This window comes from Campylobacter concisus (genome assembly GCF_002165785.1).
Lineage (GTDB): Bacteria > Campylobacterota > Campylobacteria > Campylobacterales > Campylobacteraceae > Campylobacter_A > Campylobacter_A concisus_W.
Window position 1 is genome coordinate 50,957 of sequence record NZ_NDYO01000004.1, and the last position, 16,778, is coordinate 67,734.

The following is a 16,778-nucleotide window of genomic DNA, read 5'->3' on the forward strand; positions in this document are numbered from 1 at the left end:
TTTTGAGATATTTTTTAGCGTTTTTTATTGCGATATTTATCTGTGGATGTGGCTATAAGCCGGTTTCAAAGATCACACATGATCTAGTTGGCGATAAAATTTACGTTGATGTGATTATCAGCAAAGAAGAACCAAAAAATAGCGTTTGGATAAAAGACGCTGTAAAAGAGGGCATGGTCGCAAGGCTAAATAAAAATTTATCAAGCAAAGAAAGTGCTGATACTTCGATAATAGTTTCAGTTAATAATTTAAGCTATGAAGCAATTATTTATGATGAGTTTGGCTATATTACGTCATACAAAGCACATTTAAGCTTAAATTATAAGACTAAATTTAAAGATGGTAGCGTGGTTGATATTCCAGCCACTGGCGAGTATGACTTTAGTGTCGCAAGACGTCAAAAAGATGTAAGATTTGCTGACAGCATTCTTAGCGATACTCAAAAATACGAAGCTATCAAAGAGGCATCAAAAGAAGCCTTTGATGAGTATATCGCAAGTTTAGCGGTAAAAGGATATAGAAATGGCAGCAGTAACCGTTAGTCAAATAGTCAAGGAAGCCTTAAATGAGATCAAAGATCGCCATTTGATGCTAACGCCAGAGAATTACACTGAAGTCTATAATGAAATTTCTAAAAAATATGGCTTTACAACAGAAGAGAGTAAAAAGATAGAAAAATATATCTCAAGGCTTGGCGATGAATATAAAAATCAAGCCCTAAGCCTCCATATAAAGACGGTCGATGAGTTTGTCGCTTTTATGACTGCCAAGCTCTCTAGAGGTGCTCAACAAGGAGCAGGATTTGCGACTGATGATAAAAAATTACAATCACTAAACGCATTTGCTAGAAGAATTCTCCAAGCTATCTCAATGCTTCACAATAAAGATGCAAAAAGCCTAGCAGAGCAAAGTATGCAGCTACTTGCTAGAAGATATGATGAGAAAAATCTTGAAGAAATGTGCCTTAGATGGTTTGATTTTGTTAGCTCGTATGACACTGAATTTTTAGAATTTTTGAAATATTATGGCGTGAGAGACTTTGATGATTTAAAGACAATGAGTTCTGAACTTGAGAAATTTCTTACACAAAAAGATGAAGATGGCGAAGAGGATGTTTTGATTCAGCTTTTAAGCCTTACTCTTGAGCCTTCTATTACAAAGGATCTTGATGAAGAGCTTAGCACGATAAGAAGTACTTTAAAGCAAAATCCTAAAACCTTAAATAGCAAAGAATTTCAAGAAAAGGTAAAGGCATTTGTTGATCGAAGAATAGAAGAAGATAGAACGGAGATCATAGAAAAAGTTAGTTCGCTAAATAATGTCTTGCAAAATATAAGCGAGAGAATTTCTGATATTGCAGTTAGTTCACAAAGTAGTTCTGATAAAGTAAAAAGCATTAAAAATGATCTAAAAAATGTAAATTTAAATACAAATAGCATTGATCAAGTAAGAAGCATGCTTATTGAGATCGCTGGTGCTTTGGAGATCGAGAGCAAAGAGCTTGGTATCGAGATGCACAATAGACAAGCTACTATCTTAGAGCTTCAAAATAGAGTGAATAGTCTTGAAAAAGAGCTTGAGGAAGCTAAACTGGAGAGCAAAGAAGACTTTTTGACAAAGGTATCTACTAAGCGTGCTTTGATGAATGAGATTCAACGCATTGAAGAGGCATATAAACGCTATGGGACTGATTATTCTATCTGCTTTGTTGATATTGACTTTTTCAAAAGCATAAACGATACTTATGGGCATGAGGCTGGAGATGTTATACTTTCGGCGGTAGCCCAAGTGCTTAAGAAAAATGCTAGAAAGGTTGATTTTGTCGGTAGATATGGCGGCGAAGAATTTGTAATCTTACTTCCAAGCACTGGTTTAAAAGATAGTGTTAAATTTGGGGATAAGCTAAGAAGTATGATAGAAAATTTCAAATTTATCTATAAAAACGAGCGTATCAAGGTTACTATCAGCTCTGGTATAGCGACAAGAAGTGCAAATTTAAGTGAGACGATGACACTTGAGGCTGCTGACAAGATGCTTTATCTCTCAAAAGAAAATGGCAGAAATCAAGTAATGCCAAAGATAATCGAGGAAAAATGAGCCTAGCTAAATTTCTTGATGGCAAACCACTTTACTACAAAGAGATTGATTATGGCAGAATTATTAGAGCGTATGCGACTATAAAAGAGCACATAAAGCCATTTAAGATTATTCACATAATAGGCACAAATGGCAAAGGTAGCAGCGGCCGCTTTTTAGCACAAATTTTAAGCCAAAATGGCGCAAAAGTAGGGCACTACACAAGCCCTCATATATTTAAGTTTAATGAGCGATTTTGGATAAATGGCGAGGTCGCTAGTGATGAAATTTTAGAGGCAGCTCATGAGCGCTTGCAGGCTCTTCTAAATGATGAATATAAGATAAAAACGAGCTATTTTGAGTATATGACATTGCTTTCTGCGGTGCTTTTTGAGGGTTGCGACTACTTTGTCTGCGAAGCTGGTATGGGTGGTGTGCTTGATGCGACAAATGTTTTTGAAAAAGAGCTAAGCATCTTTACTCCGATCGGCTTTGACCACACGGCGATACTGGGTAGTAGCTTAGAAGAAATTTCACGTACGAAATTTGAAGCCATGGGCAAAAGAGCTATTTTAAATGATGAGATGAACGAGATAAGTGTGGCTATCGCAAAAGAGATCGCAAGTAAAAAAGGCTCCACTTTAAGCTTCCCAAGAGAAATTTTAACCAAAGAAAATTTAAGCGAGATCGCAAGCTATGCAGATAAATTTAATCTGCCAGAGTTTTTGCGCTCAAATTTAACTCTAGCCTACGGCGCAGCTAAAATTTTAGATAGCAGCATAGACATAAAAAAGCTTGGTGCTCTTACGCTTCGAGGCAGATGCGAAAAGATTGCTTCAAATTTATATGTGGATGTCGGCCACAACGAGCTTGGTGCAAATGCTGTGGCTAAGAAATTTAGCCAAGGTGAGTTTGCCAACAAGAAGCTTACCTTAGTCTATAATTCGTTCTTGGATAAAGATTTTAAAGCTGTTTTAACAGCACTTAGGCCGGTCATTAATGACGTACTGCTATACCACTATCACTGCGAGGGTAGGGAGCTTGGCGGAGAGCTTATAAATAAAGCGTTAAACGAGCTTGAAATTTCACATAGAGAGTTTGAGCCAAGCGATATGAACGATATAAAAGAGGCAAAAAACAGCAAAATTTATCTAGCCTTTGGCTCATTTCATCTAGTTGAAGCCTTTTTAAAAGAGTACTATGCAAGCAAAGGTCTATGAGTATCTCTTAACACACGCTCCGCAAATTCTTATCTGTGAAGATGATAAGGAGGCGGCACTCTGCGCTGATGCGGCTAGTTTTGCTGGTTTTAGTGCATTTAGGTTGCCTGATTTTAGAGCCAAAAAGGGCGATGATCTAAGAAGCTTTAACGAAGAGCTTTTTGAAATTTCATCAGTGCTTAGCAAATACTATAAATTTGATGGCAAAAAGATTATCATAAGTCCATTTAGCACGCTTTTAAATCCACTTCCAACGCAAAAAAATTTAGAGAGCTCCACGGTCAAGTTAAAAGACAATATAAATTTAAACGAATTTGCCGACCTGCTTATACGCTTTGGCTATGAGTGCGTTGATATCGTTGAGAGCGTTGGTGAGTTTAGTATCCGTGGCGAAGTGATCGACATTTATGGCGTAAATATGGACGATCCTGTTAGGATTTTACTCTTTGGCGATGAGATTGAGAGTATAAGGAACTACAACACCGCCACGCAGATTAGCAATAAAGCCGAGCTAAGCGAGGCCGAGATAGTTCCTTTTATCGCAAATTTGAGCAAAGACGAGTTTGAAAAGGTCAGCCAAAAGATCGAAGATATGCAAAGCGATGCCTTGGTGAGCGATCTAAATTCGCTTGGATTTTGGGCGATAGATAGCTTTAGTGACTATTTAAAAGTTTTTGACTCAAAGCTTGTTAAAAAGATCGATTTCGAAATTTATGATACGCCTGAGGAGAAATTCAAGGGCATTGAAATTTTGCCTGAGCCAAAGGCTTATAAAGATCTTGAGGTTACTTTAAATTTTGACTTTTTTGAGCTAAATAAGAGCAAAAGCATAACCGTTCTTTCAAGAAACGAGGGACTTTTTAAGGGTTATGAGCTTGATAGCTTTACAAATGTAAAGCTTGAAATTTCGCCTCTTGTAGTAAATTTAACCTCAAGTGATAAGATCGTAGTCTCACTAAATAAATTTGAGAAAAAAAGGCGAGTTAAACGCTCAAGTCTTGTGGTGGACGAGTTAAAAGTAAATGACTACGTCGTGCATGAAGATTATGGTATAGGACGTTTTTTGGGCCTTGAAAAGATCAAGGTTTTGGGCGCGACGAAAGAATTTGTGGTTATCGCCTACCAAAATGACGACAAGCTTCTTTTGCCGGTTGAACATCTAAATTTGATAGACCGCTACATCGCTCAAAATGGCTCTATGGCGGTGCTTGATCGCTTGGGTAAGGCAAATTTTGCCAAGATAAAAGAAAAAGTTAGAGAAAAACTCTTTGTGATCGCATCAAAGATCGTAGCGATGGCGGCAAAAAGGGAGCTAATCGCAGGTAAAATTTTACAAAAAGAGGATATCTCTTATCTAAATTTCGTCCAAGATGCTGGCTTTTCATACACGAGTGATCAGCAAAAAGCGGTAAATGATATAAAAGATGAGCTAAAAAGCGGAAAGGTGATGGATAGGCTGCTTAGCGGAGACGTTGGCTTTGGTAAGACCGAAGTTGCGATGAATGCTATATTTACCTGCATAAAATCAGGCTTTAGCGCATTTTTCTTTGTGCCAACGACGCTTCTTAGCTCACAGCACTACAAGACACTAAGCCAAAGATTTAGCAAATTTGGCATAAAGGTCTTTAGGTTGGACCGCTTCTCAAGTGCTAAAGAAAAATCAAGCCTGCAAAAAGCGCTAAAAGAAAATGAGCCGATAGTTTGCGTGGGAACGCATGCGCTTCTTGGTATAAAGGCTGAGAATTTAGGGCTTATAGTGGTTGATGAAGAGCATAAATTTGGCGTTAAGCAAAAAGAGCAGTTAAAAGAAATTTCTCAAAATTCACACATCTTAAGCATGAGTGCCACGCCGATACCAAGAAGCCTAAATATGGCGCTTAGTAAGATAAAAACATATAGTATTTTAGCCACTCCGCCAAGCTCAAGACTGGATGTTAGAACAAGTGTGAGAGAGTGGGACGAAAAGGTCGTCAAAGAGGCGATCATGCGTGAGCTAAGACGTGGTGGGCAGACCTTTTACATCCACAACCACATCGCAGATATCGAGCAGACGGCAAATGATCTAAGGAAAATTTTGCCAAAGCTTAGAATTTTGATCCTGCACTCAAAGGTAAATGCGAAAGTTACTGAAGATGAGATGATGAAATTTGAGCGGGGCGAGTACGACTTGCTACTTTGCACCAGTATCGTTGAAAGTGGTATTCATTTGCCAAATGCAAACACCATAATCGTAGAAAATGCCAATAAATTTGGCATGGCTGACCTACATCAGCTGCGTGGACGAGTTGGCAGAAGCGACAAGCAGGCCTACTGTTACTTTTTGGTAGAAGATAAAAATGCCATTAGTAAAGACGCATTAAAACGCCTTGTCGCACTTGAGGGCAACTCATTTTTGGGCGCTGGCTCAGTGCTAGCCTATCACGACCTTGAGATAAGGGGTGGTGGTAACATCATCGGCGAGGCGCAAAGCGGCCATATCGAGGCTATCGGCTACTCGCTATATCTAAAAATGCTAGAAGATGAGATCAACAAGCTTCTAAATCAAGACTCCGCAAAGCTTGACAAGATCGATCTAAAGCTTAGTGTGAGCGCCTTTTTAAATCAAGAATTTATAAGAGAAGATAGGCTCAGGCTTGAAATTTATAGGCGCCTTAGCAAGTGCAAAGAAGTGGGTGAGGTCTATGAAATTCAGAGCGAGCTTGAAGATAGATTTGGCAAGATAGATACGTTTACAAAGCAGTTTTTAGACGTCATTATCATCAAAATTTTAGCTCTAAAAGCTGGCATAAAAACTATCTCAAACAGCGAGCAAAACATACTAATAACAAAAAATGATGGTGAAAAGATCAGGCTAAAGTCACGTAGTAAGGATGATGACGATGTATTGGCTGAAATTTTGGTTTATTTAAGAAAGGATAAGAAGTGATAGATTGGGGCGTGAAGTATGCAGCGATTTACAGAAGCACAAAAGGCATGCTAAAACCAGTTGATGATATTGATTTTGTAGATATCGACTCACTTTATGGACTAGAAAAACAAAAAGAAATTTTGCTAAAAAATACTCTAAATTTTATAGAAGGCAAGGATGCGAACCACGTGCTTCTTTGGGGCGAGAGAGGATGTGGCAAGTCAAGCCTTGTAAGGGCTGTTTTTACTAAATTTTATAAAGCCGGACTTCGCATAATCGAGCTTGGATGTGAAGATCTAAAATATCTTGGTGACATTATCGACGAGATTAGAAAAAGTGAGTTTAAATTTATCATTTTCTGCGATGATCTAAGCTTTGAAAATGGTAGCAATGAGTATAAATTTCTAAAACCTATCATGGACGGCTCTATCCAAAAGCCACCTAAAAACGTGCTTTTATATGCCACGTCAAATCGTCGCCACCTAATAAGTGAGTTTAAAAGCGAAAATGAAAACTCGCAGTTAATGGACGGCGAGATACATTACAGTGACGCAGCTCAGGAGAAAATTTCTCTTTCAGATCGCTTTGGCCTTTGGATTAGTTTTTATCAAGGTAACTATGATGAGTACCTAAAAATGGTTGATTTTTACTTTAAAGAGTACTCTGGCGATAGAGAAGTACTTCACAGTCTTGCTAAAAATTTCGCCACCCTTAGAGCTAGCAGGAGCGGCAGAACGGCAAAGCAGTTTTATCTCACATTTAAAGAAAATTTCAAATGAGATCAACTGATCTGTTTTTAGCCCTGCTAAATCACAAAAGTAGAAATTTTGATGAGCTCAAATGGCCAGGCGAGGGTACTTTTGAGGTTGTTTTGGGTGCTATTTTAGTGCAAAATACCAATTGGAAAAATGTAGAAAAAGCGCTAGATAATCTAAAAAATGCCAGTAAAGATAGCCTGCAAGGCATTTGCACGCTTGAAAACAGCGAACTTTCCACGCTTATAAAGCCAAGTGGTTTTTATAATACAAAGGCTAAACGACTAAAGACGCTTTGTCTAGCTATAAAAAATGAATTTGGTGACTTTGAAAACTTCAAAGAAAACGCAAGTCGTGAGTGGCTCATAAGCGTAAAAGGTGTTGGAGCTGAGACTTGCGATGCGATACTTGCTTATGCTTGCGGTAAGCCTTACATGGTCTTTGATGCTTACGCGCTTAGGATAATGGCGTATTTTGACTATATTTTTGAGAGCTACGACGAGGCTGCTGAGTGGTTTAGCTCGCTTGATTATGATGAAATTTATAAATTTCTTGATAGCGAGAAATTTGATGAGGTTGAAATTTTAAAACTCTATCACGCTCTTATTTTGGAGTTTTGCAAGGAAAATTTCAAAGGTAAAATCTTAAGCCAAAATGGTCAAAAAATATTAAGCAGCATTAAAAATTAAACTACTAATATGTAACAACTATTTATAAATTTGCCAAATATCGGGGCTTTTTATAGTCTATTTTAAAATTCTGTGCTAAATTTACACAAAATTTATCTTATTTAATTTAGGAGGAGTGATGATTTACGATAACATCGTTAAAACGATTGGTAATACACCTATTGTAAAGATAAAAACAGGTGCTGATGAAGCCGAAATTTACGTAAAACTAGAGTTTTTTAATCCAGGTGGCTCTGTAAAAGATAGGATCGCATTTAATATGATAACTAAGATGCTAGCTGACGGTACGCTAAAACATGGTGATACTATCGTTGAGCCAACGAGCGGAAATACTGGCATTGGTGTAGCGATGTGCGGTGCTGCACTTGGTTTTAAAGTGATACTTTGCATGCCAGAGAGCATGAGTATCGAAAGACGTAAGATCGTAGCTGCTTATGGCGCACAACTTGAGCTTACTCCAGCGTCTGGTGGCATGAAAGCAGCGATCGCAAGAGCTACAGAGCTAGCAGCACAGCCAAATCACGTAATGCTAAGCCAGTTTGAAAACAAGTATAACCCACAAGCTCACGAGCTAACAACAGCAGCTGAGATCGTGGCTGATTTTAGCAAGCTTGATGCATTTGTAGCTGGCGTTGGCACAGGTGGTACAATAAGTGGCGTAGCAAAAATTTTAAAAGAAAAAGGCTATGATACTAAGATCATCGCAGTAGAGCCTGAAGCATCGCCGGTTTTAAGTGGTGGCAACCCAGGACCGCATAAAATTCAAGGCATTGGAGCCGGATTTTTACCAAATACTATGAATATGAGCTTAGTTAGCGAGGTAGAAAAAGTAAGCAACGATGACGCACTAAACGCAGCTAGAGCAATCGCTAAAAGTGATGGACTCATGATAGGTATAAGCGGTGGTGCTGCTTACGTGGCTGCAAAAAGAGTGGCTAAAAGACTTGGCACTGGTAAAAAAGTACTTTTCATAGCTCCAGATAACGGCGAGAGATACCTAAGTACAGAGCTTTACGGAGCATAAAAATATGTGGGAGAGTCTAAAGGAGCTAGTTCAAACTGTTCGTGAAAAAGACCCATCGGTACATAAGTGTTGCTTTTTAGCAATACTTATAAACACTCCTGGTATTCATGCGGTTTTGTTTCATAAAATTTCTCATTTTTTATATAAAAAAGAGCATTTTTTTCTAGCTAGACTCATCTCGCAAATTGCAAGATTTTTAACGGGCATCGAGATTCATCCTGGAGCAAAGATCGGCAAGAGATTTTTCATAGATCATGGTATGGGTGTGGTTATCGGTGAGACAGCTGAGATAGGTGATGATGTAATGATGTATCATCAAGTAACACTTGGAGGTACTGGAAAAGAGTGTGGCAAAAGGCACCCGACTGTAAAAAATGGTGTGACTATCGCAGCTGGCTCAAAGATACTAGGTGCCATAACGATTGGTGAAAATGCTAAGATCGGCGCAAACTCAGTCGTGTTAAAAAATGTCCCAGCAAACACAACAGTCGTTGGTATACCAGCGAGAATAGTTCGAGTAAATGGGACAAAATTTGAACCAGAATTTATTATCTAATCTTAAGGATTAGATAAATTTATTCTTATTTTTTATGCTTTAAAATTTGAGTATAAATCTCGTCTTTTAGTTTTAACTTCTCTTTCTTTAAATTATCAATTTCAGATGGTTTTGCCAGATTGTCGTCTATTTTTTTATTTAGTTCATCATGTTTTTTGCAAAGAGCAGCAAAACGAGCATCGGTTTTCTTTAGCTCATTTATAAGGTCTGTATATTCATGTAACATATCGGCTCCTATAAAAATTTGAGAAATTTTATCAAGACTTTGTAAATGCTTGGATATAAAATAGACGCCAAGCCATTGCTTAAATTTTTAAAAAGAGCAAGTAGAAAATTTATTTTATACGTATTTAAATTCTTCAGGTTTGTGTTTGCTTTTTACAACACGCTTGGTTAGACGTATTCCATCAACGGTACCGATGACTAAAAGCTTTGATCCTGTCCCCACTAATGTGTCACCATTTGGCATTGGCACAAAATTATTATTTATATCTCTAATGCCTACTATGTCTGCATTTGTAATATTTCGTAGATGAGTTTCTTTTAATCTTTTAAATCTTATCCAAGAGTAATCAGGCACAAGAATTTCTTCTATGTCGATAGGTGAATTCTTTGTATACAAAAACTGCTCTAATAAATTTTCCATGTCCGGCCTTACGCTCATAGCACTTAATCGCTGCGCGACTAAGCGAGATGGACTTACCACATTGTCAGCGCCTAATTTTTTTAATCTTTGTGTATCGTCTTCTGTCTCTGCATTTGTTATAATATGATAAGGCTTTCTGCGACCTATCTCTTTTTCATAAAGTCTTACAGATGCTATAAGGGCGATGTTATCAGCAATATTTGAGCTAAGAGTTATAAGTCCTTTTGCGCTTGATAGATGTGTTTTTAAAAAGGCAATTTGTGTATGTGGCTGAGCTTTTATGAAATATGGATATTTATAAATTTGAGCTAGCTCTGCGATATCTTCTCTATCATCGACCACTACAAAAGGTATATGATTTTCGCGAAATTGAGCACTAAGTTCGATTGTGTATAGATTGTGATAACAAATAACGAAGTGATTTTTTAGTCTTGCGATCCTATAAAGCATGCGTCGTTCCTTTAAAATGCTAATTAATGTACCTCTTTTTAAAACCTCAACCACAATACCGATCGATAGTGTAAATATAATAAAACCAATAAGTATAAACGTGATAGTAAAAATTCTGCCCTTTGGAGTTATTGGAGCAACTTCGGTAAAACCAACTGTTGTAAAAGTCATGCCAGCTTGGTAAAAGGCATCTATTAGCGAGAAATTATCTATTAAGACATAACCTAATGTTCCAAAAAGTAACAGTAATACGACTGAAATTAGTGGAAATCTAAAAGGTTTTAATTGTTCATAAAGCTCAGTATCTAGGCTTATTTCTGGTTTCGTAGAGTTTGACCAGTTGAGGAATTTTAAAAGTCTTGAGAGAAAAGACATAAATTCCTCTTCATTTTATATTCTTAGTTTGATTGTTTCTTCATCGTTCTTAGAGTAGAAGCAGCAACTTTTATCTTTCTTGTAGTACCATCTTCTAGCGTAACGCGAATCGTTCTAAGATTTGGCAAGAATCTTCTTTTAGTTTTATTGTTAGCGTGGCTCACATTGTTGCCTATCATCGGTCCTTTGCCTGTTATCGCACATCTTTTTGACATTTTTTTTCCTTATAAACAAAAATTTCTGCTGATTTTATCTAAAACAAACAAAAGTAATGCTTAAATAGATTCTTTTTTAAAAGAATTGATTTTTATTAATAATCTAGATAAAATAACGCCTTTGCCTATAATTATAAATAGCAAAAATATTTAGAAATCTTGAGTGATATAAAATGCTTAGTAAAGAGTTGATCGAAAAAAATGTTGATTTTGTTTTGCAGATGCCAACTCTTTTTGAAAAGGTCGAGCGTTTTTTATTAGCTGGTAATCTAACTGAGGCAGTTACTACTTTACAAAATATAGCATCTTTTAAGACTTATTTTAACTCCATTTTTAAACGTGCAAAATTTGATATTCCTTATGATGGCAACGATTTGGTAGTAATAGTAAATATGCTTGGCATTGATACTTTTAGAGCGATAGTGCTTTCTTATTTTATATTTTTAAAATCCCCAAAAATTTATAAGGTATTTAATTTTAAAATCGTTGATTTGATAGAGCTTAATGCTAAAATTTTATCAGATTGGCTAAAGATATTAAACTCTTTTAAAGAAAAGCACTATAACTATTTATCGCTTGCTCCGTATTCTATGGCCTGTATTATAGTGTGTGAGAATTTATTTTCGAAATTTCCATCTTGCATGTCAGACGTTATTTCGTATTCTGACGTAAGCTATAATAAAATTTTGCAAAAAAAATATGGCTTTAGTCTTTGGGATATTTTTTTAAAAGCGATGAATATGAACAAACAATCATTAAGCAAGATTGATAAAGAGATGCTTTGTTTTTTTGAGATTTTGCTCTCTTATGAGTCCAGTAGGCCTGAATTTTATGATTTTGGAGTTGATAAAATTTTAGATATCAATGTTTATCCAGAGATGCAAACCATTATATTTATTAAAAAAGCTCTACAAAAATGAAATTAACTTTTAATGGTTCTATGGCAATTATAAGGCCTTTTGGTTTTTTGGAAGCAGAGAATGTTCCATTAAAATTGAGTGAAAAATATATAAACCAAATTTCATCGCGTGATATCAGCGCTATACTGCTTTCACTAAAAAAAGTTACATTTTTTAGCCCCGTTTGGCTTGGTAGAGTAATTGAAAATTTAAGCGAAGAAGCGCAAAAGCTTGGCGTGGTATTTGCGATTTGCGATTACAATGAAATTTTTTATGAATTGATGATGAAAACAGTTAAGAATATTTTAAATATTTCAATGTTTGAAAGTGAAAATATCGCGGGCTTGTTTTTAAATAAATTTCTAAACAATGCAAATGACAAAGTTTTCATTTATAACTCAACTGAGCAGTATAAGCACTATTTAGCTAATTATCTCAAAAATCGCTCATTTGATGTGGTTGAGGCTAGAGATGCGACCGAGTTTAATAAAAAAAAGAATTTATATAGTTATGCAGTATCACAGCTAAATCATGTGAGATTAAGACAAAATCAGATAGATACTTTTATAAAAGATGGTGTTGTTGTTTATGCCATAAAAAGTTTTATGGACTCAGATTTTATTGAAGATTTTGATATGTCAGCTCATGATATTATGCTAAAAATCGGATATAAATTTTTTCTTTTATGGGTAAATATTTCTGGTGCTTTAAATATAAGAGGCGCAAAATTTCTAATCAAACTTGCTAGCATTAGCAAAAGATCAGGTGCATTTATTTCGCTTTGTGGCATAAACGAATCAAATTTATCTATTGAATTAATAACGTACCTTAAAGATGCAAATATATTTATCTATAAAAATTTAAATGACTTTTACAAAGATGACACTATTTTTTATCTTAAAAAAAGAGACTTTGATGCAGAGCCAGTAGATATTAACAAGAGCGTTGCTCAAATTTCATCTTATGTGACGCAAATTGCGAGCAAAATTATCTCACAGTTAGCAGAAGAAGAAATTTTGTGCGTTGATACCAAGGTTAGTGCGCTTGATATGGAGAATGAGTGCGATTATTTGCGTATTTGTGTTCAGTATTATGGTGATATTTACGCAAGAGTGCTATTTGGAGTAAAAAAAGATAAGTTAGACAAAATTTGCTCTATTTTTATGCCTGAAGGCGATGATTCAAATGATTATTTAAGTGGATATTCTCAAATTTTTAGTATCATTACGGATAAATTTTTGACTCATCTTTGGCAAAAGGGCATAAAAGTAAAAGTCAGCTTGCCTAAAATTTTATCCGATGATGTTTTTTTTGATCACAATAGTGTAGGCATCATGAATAGACTAGACGTAAAAGATGACGAAATTGGCTTTGTATTTGTAACCAAGTAAGGAGAAGAAATGTATGTTGCACCTAGTATTTTATCGGCTGATTTTGGAAATTTGGCAGCTGAGATAAGAGCCATTTGCGAGGCTGGGTGCGATCTGGTGCATGTTGATGTTATGGATGGGCATTTTGTGCCAAATTTAACCATCGGACCAGTCGTGGTAAATGCCGTTGCAAAGGCAGCTACAAAGCCACTTGATATACATTTGATGGTTGAGAATAACTCATTTTTTGCTGACCTTTTCCTGCCGTTAAAGCCAAAATTTCTAACCTTTCATATCGAAGAAGAGAAGCACCCATTAAGACTCATAGATCACATCAGGAAAAATGGCGTAAGTCCTGGCATCGTGCTAAATCCGCATACGCCAGTTAGTGCGATCGAGCATATCGTTGATGAAGTCGATATGGTGCTTTTAATGAGCGTAAATCCTGGCTTTGGTGGTCAGAAATTTATGCCAGTCGTGCTTGAGAAAACAAGGGCGCTAAGAGAGCTAATAGAGCGTAAAAACGCCAAGTGCCTCATCGAAGTAGACGGCGGCGTAAATGGACTAAATGCACCCGATCTTGAAGAGGCTGGAGCTGACATCTTGGTGGCAGGCAACTACATCTTCTCATCAAATTCTTACGAACAAGCCATTCGCGCCATAAAGCTTGAGTTTTGAAACCAAAAAAACAGCGTTTAGAAAATAGCATAGAAATTTTAGCCAAGCAAAATTTAGGCTACCATGAGTTTATTTTAAGATTTGGTGATATTGAAGAAATTTCATCACTCATTGACGTGCGCGATCTTGATATGTGGCGAACTCTTGGGCTTGATATCACTAGAAATGAAGAGAATGAGATCGAGCTTGGCACGAGATTTAGAGATATTAGCGAGCAGGAATTTTGCGTGGTTGATATCGAAACGACTGGCGGTACGACGAGCGGACAGATCATTGAAATCGGTGCAATAAAAATGAAAAATGGCGTTGAGGTAGGGCGTTTTGAAAGCTTTGTGGCAGCTAATGTGGTGCCTGAAAATATCACCGAGCTAACCGGCATAAAGGCGAGCGATCTAGTTGGTGCGCCAAATTTACTAAATGTGCTTGAGCGGTTTAAAATTTTTCTAGGAACTAGCGTCTTTATCGCGCACAACGTAAATTTTGACTATGGCTTTATCTCTCACAGCCTAAATGAGATCGGCCTTGGTATGCTGCTAAATAGAAAGCTTTGTACCATCGATCTTAGTCGCCGCACTATCGTTTCGCAAAAATACGGCCTTGGCTCGCTAAAAGAGCTTCTTGGCATAAACAATACCCACCACAGAGCCCTAAATGACGCAATAGCGGCAGCTGAAATTTTTAAAGTCTGCCTCACACGCCTACCTTTTAGTATCCAAACTACAGAGGATCTCATAAGCTTTAGCAAAACAGCTCCAAGCGTGAAGCTAAAACCTGAACCGGTTTTGTGTGCGAATTAGCGATAAAAAATTATCCACAATCCTAAATTTAATCATTAATTTTTATGCGATCTTTGTTTTTAAAGGATTGTGGGCAGTTTGCTAAATTTTACAAAAAAGGAGGCAAATGAGCCAGAAAAATCCTATTTCAAATTTTATCTCAGCTGACGATGAGATGCTCGCTTTTTTATCAAATTTTAGCAATAAGTGGTGCGTGAGTAACGATGGGGCGAAATTTATAGAACAAAATTTGACCTTCATTGGCTCAAAGCCAGTTTTGCAAAATTTAAAAGGTTACAAAACGGCTGAATATAAAAATTTTACCGACATTGAAAAATTTCTCAGCTCAGATCCAAGTATTAAAAGTAAAATTTTAAGTGGCGAGATAAGCTACATCGGCGACAATATAACAAGCATAGAGGTTAAATTTACGTCTGAGTATTTTTATGATTTTTTAAAATTTATAGTTGAAAATATCCCAGAACATCACTATTTTTGTAGTCCCAAGGAGGGCTGGATATTATTCATTGCGATGGAGGGATATGTGGAATTTGGTGTTTTGTACTAATAGGCTTACTAAAATTATTTTTAAGCAGTTGTCTAAATTTACCCACAAAGATAAAACGCAAAAGCAAATTCTTTCCGTAAAGATTCTTAAAATTAACAAAAAACTGGGCTTGCATCCTAACACTGCTTGTTGCTAGCAAAATTTAATCAATTTTTTTATATAATCCCTATTTTTCACAAAGGCAAAAAGATGGATAGAAAATCTTGGAGTTCAAGGCTCACATATATTTTAGCTGTTGCAGGGGCTACGGTCGGCTTTGGCGCGACGTGGCGCTTCCCGTATCTGGTCGGGCAAAACGGCGGCGGCGCCTACGTACTCGTGTTTTGTATCGCTATGATCGTGATCGGTATACCGATGATTTTGGCTGAAAATGCGATCGGTAGACGCCTAAAATGCAATGCTGTGGATGCTTTTGGTGGATCGATAAATGGTAAAAAGATCAGCAAAAAGTGGCAGATTGTTGGCTGGATGGGGCTTGTTGGTGCTTTTGGCATCATGGCTTACTACATGGTTATTGGTGGCTGGGTGCTAAACTACATCGCCCAAATTTCATTTGGTTTGCTTGATCTCTCGCATGTGGTTAGTTTTGAGGAGACAAGTGTGTTTTATGAGCAAAATATCGTAAGCAATCCACTTGCTATCAGCTTTGCGACACTTGTTTTTGTGCTAGTTAATTACGCTATTTTGGTGCAAGGTGCGGTCGGCGGTATCGAGCGATCAGCGAAATTTTTAATGCCACTACTTTTTATTTTAATGCTTATTATGATCGCTAAAAATATCACGCTAGATGGTGCAATAGAAGGCGTAAAATTTTACTTGACACCTAACTTTTCAAAGATAAACTTAAAGCTTTTCGTTGATGTTTTGGGGCAGGTCTTTTTTGCTCTTTCGCTTGGTTTTGGTGTGATGATCACGCTTTCTAGCTTTGTAAAAAAGGATGAGGGTTTGGTTAAAATTTCTATCATTACAGGCATTTTAAATACAGTAATCGCCGTGCTTGCAGGATTTATGATTTTCCCTTCTCTTTTTAGCTATGGTGTATCGCCGGATAGTGGTCCAAGTTTAGTGTTTAAATCACTACCAATTGTTTTTTCTCACATGCCATTTGGTGGTTTTTTCGCGGTTGCATTTTTTGCACTATTAATGATCGCTGCACTTACGACATCGCTACCAATATATGAAGTAATAATCACAACACTTCAAGAAAAATTTAAGATAAAACGCAAAAAAGCAATATTTTTAGTTCTTGGAGGCATATTTATTTTAGGAAATTTACCTTCGCTGATGGCTACAAACATACTAAGTCACGTAAGCATTTTTGGTAAGAATATTTTTGATGCATATGATGCAATAAGCGCAACGATATTTTTTGTATTTACTTCATTTGGGTGTGCAATATTCGTAGGTTGGGTGCTAAAAGATGATGCAAAAAAAGAAATTTTGCAAGGTAGTGAAAAACATGCAAAATTAATAAATGTCTGGTTTTGGTATATAAAATTTGTCGTGCCGTTTATCATTTTGGTGCTTTTTATCAGCTCGTTTTACGATAATTTTTTGAAATAGGGCGTAAAAA

The 16,778-nt window shown here is 36.6% G+C and carries 17 protein-coding genes; 14 read left to right on the forward strand and 3 right to left on the reverse strand.

What is annotated here, in order from left to right:
• Positions 1-2: 2 nt before the first annotated feature.
• The 8 genes from lptE (at position 3) to epsC (ending at position 9,228) form a co-directional block, all read left to right on the forward strand.
• A complete protein-coding gene (gene lptE, locus B9N62_RS02895; protein WP_087584292.1) occupies positions 3-542 on the forward strand; it encodes an LPS assembly lipoprotein LptE in 540 nt (179 codons plus the stop codon).
• Positions 523-2,097, forward strand: coding sequence for a GGDEF domain-containing protein (locus B9N62_RS02900; protein WP_087584293.1), 1,575 nt, complete (start codon positions 523-525; stop codon positions 2,095-2,097). Before lptE ends, B9N62_RS02900 begins: the two co-directional genes overlap by 20 nt.
• The gene (locus B9N62_RS02905) at positions 2,094-3,296 is read left to right on the forward strand and encodes a Mur ligase family protein (protein ID WP_087584294.1); all 1,203 of its coding nucleotides are present in this window, start codon (positions 2,094-2,096) and stop codon (positions 3,294-3,296) included. Before B9N62_RS02900 ends, B9N62_RS02905 begins: the two co-directional genes overlap by 4 nt.
• Positions 3,277-6,222: a transcription-repair coupling factor gene (mfd, locus tag B9N62_RS02910; RefSeq protein WP_087584295.1), complete on the forward strand. Its 2,946-nt coding sequence runs from the start codon at positions 3,277-3,279 to the stop codon at positions 6,220-6,222. Before B9N62_RS02905 ends, mfd begins: the two co-directional genes overlap by 20 nt.
• A complete protein-coding gene (locus B9N62_RS02915) occupies positions 6,219-6,983 on the forward strand; it encodes an ATP-binding protein (protein WP_087584296.1) in 765 nt (254 codons plus the stop codon). The genes mfd and B9N62_RS02915 overlap by 4 nt, the downstream gene beginning before the upstream one ends.
• Positions 6,980-7,648, forward strand: coding sequence for an endonuclease III domain-containing protein (locus B9N62_RS02920; RefSeq protein WP_087584297.1), 669 nt, complete (start codon positions 6,980-6,982; stop codon positions 7,646-7,648). Before B9N62_RS02915 ends, B9N62_RS02920 begins: the two co-directional genes overlap by 4 nt.
• Positions 7,649-7,766: 118 nt before the next feature.
• Positions 7,767-8,672: a cysteine synthase A gene (cysK, locus tag B9N62_RS02925; protein WP_087584298.1), complete on the forward strand. Its 906-nt coding sequence runs from the start codon at positions 7,767-7,769 to the stop codon at positions 8,670-8,672.
• Between the two features lie 4 nt (positions 8,673-8,676).
• Positions 8,677-9,228, forward strand: coding sequence for a serine O-acetyltransferase EpsC (epsC, locus tag B9N62_RS02930; protein WP_087584299.1), 552 nt, complete (start codon positions 8,677-8,679; stop codon positions 9,226-9,228).
• Positions 9,229-9,253: 25 nt separating this feature from the next.
• Here the strand turns inward: epsC and B9N62_RS02935 are convergent, their stop codons facing one another.
• The 3 genes from B9N62_RS02935 to rpmB form a co-directional block, all read right to left on the reverse strand.
• Positions 9,254-9,454 carry a YdcH family protein gene (locus B9N62_RS02935; RefSeq protein ID WP_087584300.1) on the reverse strand — a complete coding sequence of 67 codons (201 nt, stop codon included), beginning with the start codon at positions 9,452-9,454 and terminating at the stop codon, positions 9,254-9,256.
• A 114-nt stretch (positions 9,455-9,568) separates the two neighbouring features.
• Positions 9,569-10,699 (reverse strand): potassium channel family protein, encoded by a 1,131-nt coding sequence (locus B9N62_RS02940; RefSeq protein ID WP_021090478.1) that lies wholly within the window; start codon positions 10,697-10,699, stop codon positions 9,569-9,571.
• A 23-nt stretch (positions 10,700-10,722) separates the two neighbouring features.
• The gene (gene rpmB, locus B9N62_RS02945) at positions 10,723-10,914 is read right to left on the reverse strand and encodes a 50S ribosomal protein L28 (RefSeq protein ID WP_021090707.1); all 192 of its coding nucleotides are present in this window, start codon (positions 10,912-10,914) and stop codon (positions 10,723-10,725) included.
• A 173-nt stretch (positions 10,915-11,087) separates the two neighbouring features.
• On the opposite strand from rpmB, the gene B9N62_RS02950 reads away from it, so the two are divergent.
• From B9N62_RS02950 to B9N62_RS02975, 6 genes are all read left to right on the forward strand, one after another.
• Entirely contained in the window at positions 11,088-11,834 is a 747-nt protein-coding gene (locus B9N62_RS02950) for a hypothetical protein (protein ID WP_087584301.1), read from the forward strand.
• 47 nt (positions 11,835-11,881) lie between these two features.
• Positions 11,882-13,204 (forward strand): hypothetical protein, encoded by a 1,323-nt coding sequence (locus tag B9N62_RS02955; protein ID WP_180382150.1) that lies wholly within the window; start codon positions 11,882-11,884, stop codon positions 13,202-13,204.
• A gap of 9 nt (positions 13,205-13,213) precedes the next feature.
• Positions 13,214-13,861, forward strand: coding sequence for a ribulose-phosphate 3-epimerase (gene rpe, locus B9N62_RS02960; RefSeq protein ID WP_087584303.1), 648 nt, complete (start codon positions 13,214-13,216; stop codon positions 13,859-13,861).
• On the forward strand, positions 13,858-14,658 hold the full coding sequence (locus tag B9N62_RS02965) for a 3'-5' exonuclease (protein WP_087584304.1): 801 nt from the start codon (positions 13,858-13,860) through the stop codon (positions 14,656-14,658). The genes rpe and B9N62_RS02965 overlap by 4 nt, the downstream gene beginning before the upstream one ends.
• Positions 14,659-14,764: 106 nt before the next feature.
• The gene (locus B9N62_RS02970; RefSeq protein ID WP_087584305.1) at positions 14,765-15,205 is read left to right on the forward strand and encodes a hypothetical protein; all 441 of its coding nucleotides are present in this window, start codon (positions 14,765-14,767) and stop codon (positions 15,203-15,205) included.
• Between the two features lie 189 nt (positions 15,206-15,394).
• Positions 15,395-16,768, forward strand: a complete 1,374-nt coding sequence (locus B9N62_RS02975) for a sodium-dependent transporter (protein WP_087584306.1) — start codon at positions 15,395-15,397, stop codon at positions 16,766-16,768.
• Positions 16,769-16,778 lie beyond the last annotated feature (10 nt).

Coding starts and splice junctions, on each gene's coding strand:
- B9N62_RS02900 (WP_087584293.1), top strand. CDS start 523: ATGGCAGCAGTAACCGTTAGTCAAATAGTCAAGGAAGCCTTAAATGAG.
- B9N62_RS02905 (WP_087584294.1), top strand. CDS start 2,094: ATGAGCCTAGCTAAATTTCTTGATGGCAAACCACTTTACTACAAAGAG.
- mfd (WP_087584295.1), top strand. CDS start 3,277: ATGCAAGCAAAGGTCTATGAGTATCTCTTAACACACGCTCCGCAAATT.
- B9N62_RS02920 (WP_087584297.1), top strand. CDS start 6,980: ATGAGATCAACTGATCTGTTTTTAGCCCTGCTAAATCACAAAAGTAGA.
- cysK (WP_087584298.1), top strand. CDS start 7,767: ATGATTTACGATAACATCGTTAAAACGATTGGTAATACACCTATTGTA.
- epsC (WP_087584299.1), top strand. CDS start 8,677: ATGTGGGAGAGTCTAAAGGAGCTAGTTCAAACTGTTCGTGAAAAAGAC.
- B9N62_RS02935 (WP_087584300.1), bottom strand. CDS start 9,454: ATGTTACATGAATATACAGACCTTATAAATGAGCTAAAGAAAACCGAT.
- B9N62_RS02940 (WP_021090478.1), bottom strand. CDS start 10,699: ATGTCTTTTCTCTCAAGACTTTTAAAATTCCTCAACTGGTCAAACTCT.
- rpmB (WP_021090707.1), bottom strand. CDS start 10,914: ATGTCAAAAAGATGTGCGATAACAGGCAAAGGACCGATGATAGGCAAC.
- B9N62_RS02950 (WP_087584301.1), top strand. CDS start 11,088: ATGCTTAGTAAAGAGTTGATCGAAAAAAATGTTGATTTTGTTTTGCAG.
- rpe (WP_087584303.1), top strand. CDS start 13,214: ATGTATGTTGCACCTAGTATTTTATCGGCTGATTTTGGAAATTTGGCA.
- B9N62_RS02970 (WP_087584305.1), top strand. CDS start 14,765: ATGAGCCAGAAAAATCCTATTTCAAATTTTATCTCAGCTGACGATGAG.
- B9N62_RS02975 (WP_087584306.1), top strand. CDS start 15,395: ATGGATAGAAAATCTTGGAGTTCAAGGCTCACATATATTTTAGCTGTT.